Source organism: Blattabacterium cuenoti, assembly GCF_014251595.1.
Taxonomy (GTDB): Bacteria; Bacteroidota; Bacteroidia; order Flavobacteriales; family Blattabacteriaceae; genus Blattabacterium; species Blattabacterium cuenoti_Q.
The window spans coordinates 109,503-122,630 of sequence record NZ_CP059192.1; the positions used below are offsets into that span (position 1 = coordinate 109,503).

Sequence of the window (13,128 nt, forward strand, 5' to 3'; positions counted from 1 at the left end):
GTTTTTTTTTCAATACAAAAAAAAGCAGTTTCTGATCCAGATATTAATGCAGAAAGAAATAACAATATTATTATTAATGCAAAATAAAAAATTAAATATAAAGTTTTTTCTAAAAAAACATTCGTCGAAGATTCTTTTTCCAAAAGATTAAATTTTGATAATAATTTTTATAAAAAAATGAAAAATTTATATGATAAAAACTAAATCATTTTTTTATGTTTAAAAAATAAAATAATAGGACGAGGAAAAGGGTATTCCCCTATTTGATTATAGGATATAAAAAAAAAACGATCCAAGAATATATTTCGATCTAAATTTTTTATTTGACAACTAAGAAATTGAATTGATAAAATTTGATGCGTTAATTTGTGTTCCAATTTATAAACTAAATTGGGAGAAACAATGACTCTAAATTTTTTCCAAATTTTATCTACTATTTCATGAATAGAAAGATTTATTTTAGATTCTATTAAAGGAAAATCATAAAGTCCCTCCCATATATCTTTAGTTGATCTTTTATTTATACAAATATTATTATTACGATCACATATGAAAAGATAATAAAAAAATCTATGTTTTATAAATTTTTTTATTTTTTTGACAGGTAATTGATGTACAGTTCCATTTTGAATGGAAAAACAAGAATCTTGAATTGGACATAACAAACATTTAGGATTTTTTGGAGTACATAAAATAGAACCTAAATCCATAATGGCTTGATTAAAAATTCCTGGATGTTCAAAATCCATTATTTTTGAAACAACGACTCGAAACATATTTTTTGTATTTATAGACGTTATATCCTCGTGAATTCCAAAATATCGAGATAATACTCTGCAAACGTTTCCATCAATAGCAGGAATCACTTCGTGAAAACATATAGATGCTATAGCAGCCCCGGTATATGGACCTATACCTTTATACTTTATTAATTCTTTATATTTATTAGGAAATGAAATTTTATTATTTTGTAGCTTTTTAGCAAAAGAATGTAAATATTTCGCTCTAAAATAATAACCTAATCCTTCCCATTTTTTTAACACATTTTTTTCTTTTGCTTGAGATAGTTTTTCTAAATTTGGAAATTCTTTTATAAAATCTAAATAATATCTTATAGTTTTTTGTGAAACTCTTGTTTGTTGTAACATAAACTCTGAAACCAATATATAATACGGATCTTTAGTTTTTCTCCAAGGAAGTTTCCGATAATTTTTTTTATACCAATTTATTATTTTTTTGGAAAAATCCATATAACTTTAATTTTAGAGCAATTTTATAAAAAATTGGTATATTTAGGAAACCAAATTTTGTTATTCGATATAATGATTTAACATGACAAAAGCAGATATAATAACAGAAATCATATCAGAAACTGGATCTGAAAGAATTGATACACAAAAGGTGATAGAAACATTTATGAAAAAAATCAAACAAAGTTTGACATCGGGTGAAAATGTTTATTTAAGAGGATTCGGATCATTTATTATTAAATATAGAGCAAAAAAACTGGGACGTCATATATCCAAAGATATGTCTATTGTAATTCCTGCGCATAATATCCCAGTATTTAAACCTGCAAAATCTTTTACTGAGTTAGTCAAAAAAAATGTTCCTATAAAGGAATAAAATAAAATGTAAATACAATAATTATTAAATGAAAATTATGCCAAACGGAAAAAAAAGAAAAAGACGTAAGATAGCAACTCATAAAAGAAAAAAAAGAAATAGGAAAAATAGGCATAAAAAGAAATAATAATTTTAATTATAAAAATTAATCTATTGTAATTTCTAAAACTTTTTTTTCCTTGTTTTTGTCTATGTATGAATAAAGAGTTAATTATAAATGCAGAAGAACAAGAAGTTAAAATAGCTCTTTTGGAAGAAGGAAAATTATTAGAGCTTCATAGAGATGTTTTTGATAAAAAATTCTCTGTGGGTGATGTTTATTTGGGAATAGTTAAAAGAATTTTGTATGCATTAAATGCTGCTATTATCGATATAGGACATTCAAAAGGAGCTTTTTTACATTATGATGATCTTGGATTACAAATAAATCAAATCTTAGATTTGATATCCGATAATCACATAAAAAAAAGAAAAAAATCTGTTATTAATGATTTCGAAAATTCAGAAAAAAAAAATTCTATAAATCATATATTACATATTGGACAAAAAGTTTTGGTTCAAATTTCTAAAGAACCTATTTCTAATAAAGGACCAAAACTTACTACAAAAATTTGTATTCCAGGTAGAAACTTAATACTTATTCCTTTTTCGGAAAAAATTTCTATTTCTAAGAAAATAAAAAATATAAAAGAAAGAAATAGATTAATTTCTTACATAAAAAAAATAATACCTAATAAATTTGGAATTATTATTCGTACAGCTGCTAATAATGAAGTAGAAAAAGTTCTGAATGATGAACTATTTTTTTTAATAAAAAAATGGAAAAAAACATTAAATAATTTGATAAAACTTTTACCCCCAGTTCGGGTATTAAATGAAAAAAGTAAAATTTTTTGTTTATTAAGAGATATATTCAATGACGATTTTAAATTTATTTGCTGCAACAATTATTTTCTTTTTCAAGAAATTCATTCATATTTATCTTCAATTTATCCAGAAAAAACAAACATAATTAAATATTACAAAGAAAACATTCCCATATTTGAAAAATATGGAATAGAAAAACAAATACAAGTTTTTTTAGGTAAAAATGTACCTCTTGAAAATGGAGCTTATCTTATTATAGAACATACTGAAGCCTTACATGTTATAGATGTTAATAGTGGCATGAGCAATTATATGATGAAAAATTGTACAAAATCAGAAAGAATTGATAATATATTGAAAATAAATTTATTAGCAGCAACAGAAATAGCAAGACAATTGAGATTAAGAGATATGGGGGGTATCATTGTCGTGGATTTCATAGATATGTCTGATTACAAACAAAAAAAAAAATTATATGAACACTTAAAGGAAAAAATGAAACATGATAGAGCAAGACACCAAATTTTACCTCCTAATCAGTTTGGATTAGTTCAATTTACCCGCCATAGGGTAAGACCTGAATTGAAAAAAATAAATATAAATAATAAACAACATAAAAATGCTCCTGATAATTATGTTTATCACTTGGAATTTGTTATAGAAACTATTATAAAAAACAAGAATCATAAAGGAATACAATTACATATTCATTCTTTTGTTTCTGCTTTTTTAAAACAAGGATTTCCTTCTATTCAACAAAAATGGTTTTTAAAATATAAAAAATGGATTAAAATAATTCCAAGAGATTCATTTGGATATACAGAATATAAAATTATAAATAAAAATCATGAAATCGTATCATCTTCTTTTTACTTTCATTAAAATAAATTATAACTTTCGATTAAGTGGGCGTGGTGGAACCGGAAGACACGTCAGAATTAGGATCTGATGCTTATTAGGCGTAAGGGTTCGAATCCCTTCGCCCGCACTAATTTTTTATATTTCTTTTTTTATATCCTATATAAATTTGTCTAGGCCTACCTATGGGATCTCTGTTAAGTTTCATTTCTTTCCAATGAGCCATCCATCCTGGTAATCTACCTAAAGCAAACATGACAGTAAACATATCTTTAGGAATGCCTATCGCTTGATAAATAATTCCAGAATAAAAATCAATATTAGGGTAAAGTTTTTTTTCTACAAAATAAGAATCCTGAAGAGCACTTTCTTCAATATTTTTTGCTAATTCTAATATTGGATCAGAAATTCCTAATTCTTGAATCACATTTTCGGCAACTTTTTTAGCTATTTGAGCTCTAGGATCAAAATTTTTATAAATTCTATGTCCAAATCCCATAAGTCGAAATGGATCTTTTTTGTTTTTTGCTTTTTCTATCCACTTTTTGATATTTCCTCCACTTTGTAAAATGGCTTCTAACATTTCAATAACAGCTTGATTTGCTCCTCCATGTAATTTTCCCCAAAGAGCACTCATTCCTGCAGATATAGATGAAAATAATCCAGCATGAGCAGAGCATAATAAACGAACGGTAGTGGTAGAGCAATTTTGTTCATGATCCGCATGTAATATTAAAATTTTATTTAAAGTATCTGCGATAATAGGATTTTGTTCATAAGATTGATTAGGTCTAGAAAAAAACATTTTTAATAAATTAGACGTATAATCAAGATTATGATCTGCATGACTAGGAGGTAGACCTACTTTTTTTCTATAAGTTAAAGCCGCTAATATAGGTAATTTAGCTAATAAATGAAGATACATATCTTCTTCTTGTAAAGAATTTATAAATGCATCTAAAATATAGGTTAAAGAAGATAAAATTCCCATTGGATGATAGAAATTAGGAATATTATCAAGCATTTGTATTATTTCCTTATGAATATGATTAAATTTTTTTATTTTTTCAGAAAAATATTTTAATTGTGCAGTATTAGGAAGTTCTCCAATTAAAAGAAGATGACACGTTTCTAGAAATGAACATTTATTAATAATTTGTTCAATAGGATACCCTCTATACAAAAGTATTCCTTTTTCTCCATCTATAAAACTAATAGAACTTTTAGTGATTCCTGTATTTTTAAATCCTGGATCAAATGTAACAAAACCTGTATTTTCTCTTAATTGAGAAATATTAATAGCTTTATCATAAAAAGTTCCATGAATTACAGGAAGTTTGTAATGATATCCATTGATATTAAAATTAACGACACTGCACATAATAATAAATTTTAAATATATATAATATAAATATAAAATGTTATTCTAATGTAAGTTTTATATTTCATAAATCATTTCATCGAATGAAATCAGAGTATTAAATCCCTTTTTAGAAAAATAATTTTTCATTCCTTTTCTAAAACTTATAAGAACAAAATCTCCACCCCAAGCTCCCAGACTTTTTACGATTCCTAGATAATCTGGAAAATATATTTCCTTAATAGTAGGAATATTTAGCATTTTTGATGTTATTTTCTCATGTTTAAACAATAGCTCTTCAAATTCTTTTAATGTTTTACAAAAAGGAATTTTATGAGTTATAGAAGTGATGGACTCAATATTTTTATTAGAAATACTAGATATATTAGTACGAAAATATTGTATTTCATCACAAGTATTTTGTTTTTTATTGAGATGTAGAAAAAAAAGTTGATTTTTAAATGGAGGATTAAATTTTATGGGAAAAATATGAGGTTTATAATTACATAATTTGTAAATTATCGGTTTTGAAATGCTAACACAAGCTATATCATATCCACTACCAGGAAAATGATTTCCTAATAACATATAAGGGTCGACTTTAGACCATTTTGCTATATTATTAATTAAAGTAGAACTACTTCCTAACCCCCAATTTCTAGGAAATTCTAATTTTGTTTTAACAAATACCCCTTCTTTAGAAAGAAAATTTGTTTGATTTTTTTTAGACTTTAATAATAAATCCCTTAATTTAAGAGCTATATTTTTGTTTGTTTCATAGCAAATATCTAAAGAAGGAAGTTGAAATATTCCTTCAAACCATAGTTGATTAATTTCATCATAACTTTTCCAATGTAAAACAGAAGATAAATTATGTCCAAAAATAGTTAATGATTGTCCTTTAATTGTAGGTAGAGCTAATCCATCAGCTCCACACAAAATAAAATATTCTCCTGTCAATAATAATTTTCCATGACTATAAAAAAAATGTTTTTGTCTATCTCGATGCATTATGGATCTATATTTTTAGGTAAAATTTCTTGAAATTTTTTTAATTAAACCTTGTAAAATATTTCCTGGTCCTATTTCTGTAAATGAAATAGCTCCATGAGCTATCATATTTTTTATAGATTGTTTCCATTTCACTGGAGTTGTCAGTTGTTTTACAAGATTTTTCTTAATATCATAAGATTTTGTGACAGGAAGAGCTGTCACATTTTGATATATTGGATATTTAGAATCTTGAAAATAAATCTTATTTATAAATTTTTTAAATTTTTTTCGGGCTGGTTCCATAATGGGAGAATGAAAAGCTCCATGAACAGGAAGAACAAGTATTTTTTTAGCTCCTATTTTTTTTAGAATTAAACAAACTCTTTTCAAAGCTTGAATTTCTCCAGAAATTACTAATTGTTCAGGACTATTATAATTAGATGGAACTATAATCCCCTCATCTTGTTTGCAAACGTCTTCTATAAGAGAATCTTTTAAACCAAATACTACAGCCATTCCCCCATGGGTAGATTCACAAACATTTTGCATAATTGAAGCTCTTTGATTTACTAATTTTAATCCATCTTCAAAAGAAAAAACATTAATTGCAGCTAAAGCAGAAAATTCTCCAAGAGAATGTCCAGCTACCATATCCGGTTTAAAATCATTTGATGTTTTTGTTTTTATAACTGAATAAATATAAATTGCCAATTGTGTATATTTTGTTTTTTTCAAAGTATCCATGGATCCTTCAAACATAATAGATGTCATTTTAAAGCCTAGAATTTCGTCAGATAATCGAAATAATTCTTTTGCTAAATGAGATTTTTTGTATAAATCTTTTCCCATTCCTATAAATTGAGATCCTTGACCAGGAAATAGATATGCTTTCATAAAATATTTTGATTAAAAAATTAAAAATTAATTATTACATGAAAATTACTGATACTCATACCCATTTATACATGAAAGAATTTGATGAAGATATTCATTCTGTAATACAAAATGCTTTTCATAAAGGAATCAATAGGTTTTTACTTCCTTCTATAAATAGTTCAACGATCCCTAATATATTAAAATTAGAAAAAAAATATCCTAATATATGTTTTCCCATGATCGGATTACATCCCAATAAAGTGGATCCATCCAATTTAGAAGAAGAATTGCAAAACATTAAAACATGGTTATATAAACACTCTTTCATTTCTATAGGAGAAATAGGAATGGATCTACATTCAGAAAAAAAATTTATTCCTGAACAGGAGTATGCCTTTCAAATTCAAATACAGTGGGCTAAACGAAACAATTTACCTATAGTAATTCATTGTAGAAAAGCTTTTAATCAAGTTTTCCATATCTTATCAAAAGAAAAAAATTCTTCTCTTAAAGGAGTTTTTCATTGTTTTTCTGGAACTTTAGAACAAGCTAAAAAAATTATTAATTTTGGAATTAAACTAGGAATTGGAGGTATGATTACTTTTAAAAATAATCATATTAGTCAATTTTTACATAAAATATGTTTAAATCATATAGTATTAGAAACTGATGCACCTTATCTTTCTCCACATCCTTTAAGAGGAATAAGAAATGAGCCAAAAAATTTAAGAATAATTTTAAAAAAATTATCACAAATTTATTCTATATCAGAAGAAAAAATATCCGATATTATTCATTTAAATGTAGAAGAATTATTTTTTTGATATATAAAATGATTCATACCATTTTGGATGGATCTACTAATGTTTCAAATTCATCATCTGTTAAAAATCCCAATCGAATTGCTTCTTCTTTTAATGTACTATTATTTTTATAAGCATATTTTGCAATTTTTGCCGATTTTTCGTATCCAATATGGGGATTAAGTGCTGTAACTAACATTAAAGATTTATCCAAAAATTCTTGAATTCTTTGATAATTTGGTTTTATTCCTGCTACACAAAAAGAAGAAAAAGAAATACAAGCATCTGCAATGAGTTGAGTTGTTTGTAAAAAATTATATGCCATTAATGGTTTAGCTACATTCAATTCATAATTACCTGAATATCCAGCCATAGAAATTGTCATATCATTTCCTATAACTTGAGTGCAAACCATAATAATAGCTTCACATTGGGTTGGATTTATTTTTCCAGGCATTATAGAAGATCCAGGTTCATTTTCAGGAATATGAATTTCTCCAATTCCTGAACGTGGACCAGAAGCCAAAAAACGAATATCATTGGATATTTTCATTAACGAAACAGCAATTTGTTTAAGAGCACTATGAGATTCCACTATGGCATCATGAGATGATATAGCTTCAAATTTATTTTTTGCTACTTGAAAAGGAAAACCAGTATATTTACATATGTATTCGGTTACTTTTACATCATATCCTTTAGGAGCGTTTAATCCTGTTCCTACAGCTGTTCCTCCTATAGCTAATTCAGAAAGATGATCTAAAGTTTTTATTATTGAATTTAATCCATGATCTATTTGAGAAGCATATCCTGAAAATTCTTGTCCTAGCGTAATAGGAGTCGCATCCATAAGATGGGTTCTTCCTATTTTAATTACATTATGAAATAATTTGGATTTTTTTTCCAAATCTTTTTTTAATTTTTGGATAGAAGGAATGGTTTTTCTGACCAATTCTTGATAAGAGGCTATATGCATTGCGGTTGAAAAAGTATCGTTGGATGATTGAGACATATTTACATCATCATTAGGATGAATAAAACATTTAGAGTATCCTAATCTTCCCCCCATTAATACATGAGCTCTATTCGAAATTACCTCATTGATATTCATGTTTGTATGAGTTCCTGAACCTGTTTGCCATATAACTAAAGGAAATTGGTTATTTAATTTTCCTTCTATAATTTCATCACAAACTAAGGATATCATATCTTTCTTTTCTTCAGATAAAAGACCTAATTCAAAATTCACATGAGCGGCAGCTTTTTTTAAAAAACCAAATGCATGAATAATTTCTATAGGCATAGAAGCTTCTGGTCCGATTTTAAAATTATTTCGAGATCTTTCTGTTTGAGCTCCCCAATATTTATTATTAGGAACTTGAACCTCTCCCAAAATATCTTTTTCTATTCTATATGTCATTTTTCTATTTTTACGAAATTATAATATTATATTTATGAAAATTGTATTCATGATTATTAAATTTATAGGATTTTTGTTTTTCTTACTCATAACTATATCTGGTTTTTGGTGTATATTTTTTTTATTTTTTTTTAGTATTTATTGGATTATGTATTGGATTATGAGTAATATATTGATTCATATAAAAAAATATGGAAAAAAGAAAAAAATACAAAATATTTAAAAATAAATACTTTTGGATCAGTATTTCTTTTTTGATATGGATATCTTTTTTTGACTCTAATTCTTTAATTTTACACTATAAATTTAAAAAAAGTATTCAGGAAATGACAGATAATAGAGATTTTTTGAAAAAAAAAATTTTATTAGAAGATACCCAATTAAAAAAATTAACTACAGATTCTAAATATATTGAAAAATTGGCAAGAGAAAAATTTTATATGAAAAAAGAAGATGAAGATTTGTTTATTGTATCTCGAAATAATCGAAACAATAATTTAACGCCCCATATATATGAGTAAAATACTTAAGTCCGAAGGAGATATTCCACTAATTCTTGAAGCTTGAGCTAATGATATTGGACGGTAATAATCTAATTTTTCTCTTGCTTCTGAAGAAAGAGATTTGATTAATTTGTAATCAAAATTATTTGGAATTTTAAGATTTTCTAATTTCAATAATTTTTTGGCATTTTCTTTTTCTCTATCTATATACCCTTTATATTTGATTCTAATTGATACTTGTTCTAATATTTCCTCTGAAAAATTATTTTTTTTGATTTCATCTATTAAAAGTGGAATCACATCTTCAATCTCAATTTCAGAACGAGATAAAATAGTTTCTATTTTTTTTTTATGATATATTGGAGGAGATTTTTTAGAATATAAAATAGGATTTATAATTTGGGGATCAAAATTTTTATTTTGAAACAAATACATACATTTCTTTATTTTATATTTTTTTCTATCTAACAGAATCATTTTATCTTCTGAAATTAAACCTATATTATAACCCATAGGGGTTAATCTATCATCAGCGTTGTCTTGTCGCAATAACATCCTATATTCCGCTCTTGAAGTGAACATTCTATAAGGTTCTTTTGTCCCTTTCGTAATCAAATCATCGATTAAAACTCCAATATAAGCCTGATTTCTTTTAAGAATAAAAGGTTCTTTTTCATGAATCTTTAAATGAACATTAATTCCTGCCATTAATCCTTGTGCAGCTGCTTCTTCATATCCAGTAGTTCCATTAATTTGTCCAGCAAAAAAAAGATTTTCTATAATTTTACTTTCCAAAGTCATCTTTAATTGTTCTGGAGGAAAATAATCATATTCAATAGCATATCCAGGTTTTAATATTTGTACTTTTTCAAATCCTGAAATTTTTTTTAAAGATTGATATTGTATTTCTTCTGGAAAAGAGGTTGAAAAACCATTAACATATACTTCTACAGTATCCCATCCTTCTGGTTCAACAAAAATCGTATGTTCTTTTTTATCCGAAAATCGGAAAACTTTATCTTCTATGGAAGGACAATATCTAGGACTAACTCCTTGAATAGATCCAGTAAAAACTGGAGAATAACTGAAATTATTACGTATAAAATCATGTACTTTTTGATTGGTATAAGTTATATGACATTTGATTTGTTTTTTTAATTTTTTTGTATGATGAAAAAAAGAAAATTTTTTTGGGTTGATATCTCCATTTTGAGGTTTCATTCTATCATAATTTAAAGAACGTCCATCCACTCTGGGAGATGTTCCGGTTTTCATTCTTCCAAACTTTAATCCAAAACTTTGAGTTAATTGTTCTGTGATTCCTCTTACTTCTTGTTCAGCGATTCTTCCTCCATTAATTTTTTTTTTACCAATATGAATCTTACCATTTAAAAATGTACCATTCGTAAGTATAACCGATTTTCCTTTAATTTTTAATCCAAAAAAAGTTTGAACACCTTTAATTTTGTATTGTTCTACAATTAAAGATGTTACTGTATCTTGATATAAATCCAATTTATTATTTTTTTCTAGAAAAGATCTCCAATAATAGGAAAATAACCTTCTATCACATTGTGCTCTTGGACTCCACATAGCTGGTCCCTTGGATTTATTAAGCATTCTAAATTGAATTGTACTAGAATCTGTAACAATTCCTGTATAACCTCCTAAAGCATCTATTTCTCTAATTATTTGACCTTTAGCAATTCCTCCTATAGCTGGATTACATGACATTTGACCTATTGTTTGCAAATTAGTAGTAATAAGCAAAGTTTTGGATCCCATGTTAGAAGAAGCAGAAGCAGCTTCAATTCCAGCATGTCCTCCGCCAACTACAATAACATCATATATTGTATATGGAAACATGATTTTAAAATTTAAATAAATTTAAATAAAACTCTTCTTTTTTTTTCATAATTATTTTGTCTATATAATTATGATCATTATATCCTAAAAAATGTAATACAGCATGTATCATTACTCGTTTTAATTCATACATAAAAAATTGATTCCATTGTTTAGAATTATCATAAACACGATCTACGCTAATAAATATATCTCCGGAAATAAATTTCCGAACAGAATAATTAAATGCAAGTACATCTGTATAAAAATTTTTTTTTAAATATTTTTTATTCATATATAAAAGAAAATTATCATTACAAAAAATATAATTTATATTTCCAATATACATTCCCTCATTATTTAATAAAATACAGATTTTATTAATTAAATAAGATTCTTTTTTAATATGAAAATTAGGAATTTCATAAAAAAACTTAATCATTATAAAATAATATTTTCTATTTTAGGATAATTTTTATTTTTATATATTTTGATCACGAAAAAAATCATTCCTAGTATATTCACTTTATTAAATTTATTTTGTGGATGCATATCTATAATATTTTTGCAATCAAAAAATTTTTATTATTCTGCTATTGCTAGTTTATTTTCAATAATTTTCGATTTTTTAGATGGTTTTTTTTCTAGATTGATAAAAAACGAAAGTCTATTTGGAAAAGAATTAGATTCTTTAGCAGACATGGTTTCTTTTGGAATAGTTCCATCTATAATAGTTTTTCTTTTATTAGAAAAAAAAACTCCGATTCCATTTATTGAATATTTAGCTTTTCTTATTTCTATTGTATCCGCTTGTCGTTTGGCTTTATTTAATATTAAAAAGAGTTCCAATAATCATATTATAGGACTAACAACCCCCGTAAATACCTTATTTTTTTCTTCTTTATCTATTATAATTACAAAAAATCCTATGATTAATTTCATCAATCAAAAAAAAATTATATACCTTGTTATAATGCTTTTTACAATATTACTATCCTGTTATCTTTTAGTATCTCGTATTAGAATGTTTTCTTTTAAATTTGAAAATTTTTCTTGGAAAAAGAATAAAATACGTTATATTTTTTTATTGATTAGTGTTTTTCTTTTATTAATTTTACATTTAACAGCTTTACCATGCATTGTTATTTTTTATATAATAACCTCAATTTATTTTCATAGATTAAAACAAAAAAATTCATATTAGAAACATGAAATTAAAACTTCATCGTCCTATTTGTTTTTTCGATATAGAAGCAACAGGAGTCAATATAGGAAAAGATAGAATTATAGAAATATCGATATTAAAAATATTTCCTAATGGAGGACAAGAAGATAAAACTTGGCTAGTTTGTCCTGAAATCCCCATACCCCCACAATCAACGGCTATTCATGGTATTAAAAATGAAGATGTAGCAGGAAAATCTACATTTAAAGATGTAGCTTCTTCTATTCTTACAATGATTGAAAATACAGATTTAGCAGGATATAATTCGAATAGATTTGATATACCTCTTTTAGCGGAAGAAATGTTACGCGCAGGAATATCCTTCGATATTAGAAAACATAAAACTATAGATGTTCAAGTTATTTTTCATAAAATGGAACCTAGAACCCTTTCTGCTGCTTATAAATATTATTGTGGTAAAGATTTAATGAAAGCTCATAGTTCTAAAGCTGACACCTTTGCTACATATAAAATATTATTAGCACAATTAGAAAAATATGAAAATCTAAAAAAAGATGTCAAAAGTCTAAATCAGTTTTCTCATCAAAAAAATATAGCAGATCTTGCTGGATTCGTGAAAATAGATGATGAAGGAAACGAAATATTCAATTTTGGAAAATACAAAGGTGAAAAAGTTTTTGAAATTTTTGAAAAAGATCCGAATTATTATGGATGGATACAAAATTCCAATTTTCCATTATATACAAAAAAAATATTAACAGGAATTAAATTAAAAAAATTTAATAAATAAA

13 protein-coding genes and 1 tRNA gene are annotated in these 13,128 nt (G+C 25.5%); 7 read left to right on the forward strand and 7 right to left on the reverse strand.

Annotated elements, in window-relative coordinates; translation table 11 throughout:
• Positions 1-200: 200 nt before the first annotated feature.
• Entirely contained in the window at positions 201-1,250 is a 1,050-nt protein-coding gene (mutY, locus tag H0H66_RS00475) for an A/G-specific adenine glycosylase (RefSeq protein WP_185858040.1), read from the reverse strand.
• A gap of 82 nt (positions 1,251-1,332) precedes the next feature.
• Here mutY and H0H66_RS00480 point away from each other — a divergent pair, with 82 nt between their 5' ends.
• The 3 genes from H0H66_RS00480 (at position 1,333) to H0H66_RS00490 (ending at position 3,481) form a co-directional block, all read left to right on the forward strand.
• Positions 1,333-1,626, forward strand: a complete 294-nt coding sequence (locus H0H66_RS00480; protein ID WP_166266265.1) for an HU family DNA-binding protein — start codon at positions 1,333-1,335, stop codon at positions 1,624-1,626.
• Positions 1,627-1,821: 195 nt separating this feature from the next.
• A complete protein-coding gene (locus H0H66_RS00485) occupies positions 1,822-3,375 on the forward strand; it encodes an Rne/Rng family ribonuclease (protein WP_185858041.1) in 1,554 nt (517 codons plus the stop codon).
• A 23-nt stretch (positions 3,376-3,398) separates the two neighbouring features.
• A tRNA-Leu gene (locus H0H66_RS00490) sits at positions 3,399-3,481 on the forward strand.
• Here the strand turns inward: H0H66_RS00490 and H0H66_RS00495 are convergent.
• From H0H66_RS00495 to fabD, 3 genes are read right to left on the reverse strand one after another with little or no spacing between them, the layout of a single operon-like run.
• Positions 3,482-4,732, reverse strand: coding sequence for a citrate synthase (locus H0H66_RS00495; RefSeq protein WP_185858042.1), 1,251 nt, complete (start codon positions 4,730-4,732; stop codon positions 3,482-3,484).
• Between the two features lie 57 nt (positions 4,733-4,789).
• Entirely contained in the window at positions 4,790-5,722 is a 933-nt protein-coding gene (locus tag H0H66_RS00500; RefSeq protein WP_185858043.1) for a GYDIA family GHMP kinase, read from the reverse strand.
• A 15-nt stretch (positions 5,723-5,737) separates the two neighbouring features.
• Positions 5,738-6,598: an ACP S-malonyltransferase gene (fabD, locus tag H0H66_RS00505; protein ID WP_185858044.1), complete on the reverse strand. Its 861-nt coding sequence runs from the start codon at positions 6,596-6,598 to the stop codon at positions 5,738-5,740.
• Between the two features lie 38 nt (positions 6,599-6,636).
• On the opposite strand from fabD, the gene H0H66_RS00510 reads away from it, so the two are divergent.
• Positions 6,637-7,404 (forward strand): TatD family hydrolase, encoded by a 768-nt coding sequence (locus H0H66_RS00510; RefSeq protein WP_185858045.1) that lies wholly within the window; start codon positions 6,637-6,639, stop codon positions 7,402-7,404.
• Positions 7,405-7,417: 13 nt separating this feature from the next.
• On the opposite strand, the gene fumC is transcribed toward H0H66_RS00510, so the two are convergent.
• Positions 7,418-8,803 carry a class II fumarate hydratase gene (gene fumC, locus H0H66_RS00515; protein WP_185858046.1) on the reverse strand — a complete coding sequence of 462 codons (1,386 nt, stop codon included), beginning with the start codon at positions 8,801-8,803 and terminating at the stop codon, positions 7,418-7,420.
• 191 nt (positions 8,804-8,994) lie between these two features.
• Here fumC and H0H66_RS00520 point away from each other — a divergent pair, with 191 nt between their 5' ends.
• The gene (locus H0H66_RS00520) at positions 8,995-9,324 is read left to right on the forward strand and encodes an FtsB family cell division protein (protein ID WP_185858047.1); all 330 of its coding nucleotides are present in this window, start codon (positions 8,995-8,997) and stop codon (positions 9,322-9,324) included.
• On the opposite strand, the gene mnmG is transcribed toward H0H66_RS00520, so the two are convergent.
• Together mnmG and ybeY are read right to left on the reverse strand one after the other, a co-directional pair.
• Positions 9,301-11,172, reverse strand: coding sequence for a tRNA uridine-5-carboxymethylaminomethyl(34) synthesis enzyme MnmG (mnmG, locus tag H0H66_RS00525; RefSeq protein ID WP_185858048.1), 1,872 nt, complete (start codon positions 11,170-11,172; stop codon positions 9,301-9,303). The genes H0H66_RS00520 and mnmG overlap by 24 nt on opposite strands.
• 4 nt (positions 11,173-11,176) lie before the next feature.
• Positions 11,177-11,593, reverse strand: coding sequence for an rRNA maturation RNase YbeY (ybeY, locus tag H0H66_RS00530; protein ID WP_185858049.1), 417 nt, complete (start codon positions 11,591-11,593; stop codon positions 11,177-11,179).
• A gap of 48 nt (positions 11,594-11,641) precedes the next feature.
• On the opposite strand from ybeY, the gene H0H66_RS00535 reads away from it, so the two are divergent.
• Positions 11,642-12,355 (forward strand): CDP-alcohol phosphatidyltransferase family protein, encoded by a 714-nt coding sequence (locus H0H66_RS00535; protein WP_317167872.1) that lies wholly within the window; start codon positions 11,642-11,644, stop codon positions 12,353-12,355.
• A 4-nt stretch (positions 12,356-12,359) separates the two neighbouring features.
• Entirely contained in the window at positions 12,360-13,127 is a 768-nt protein-coding gene (locus tag H0H66_RS00540; protein WP_185858050.1) for a 3'-5' exonuclease, read from the forward strand.
• The last annotated feature ends 1 nt before the right edge of the window (position 13,128 follow it).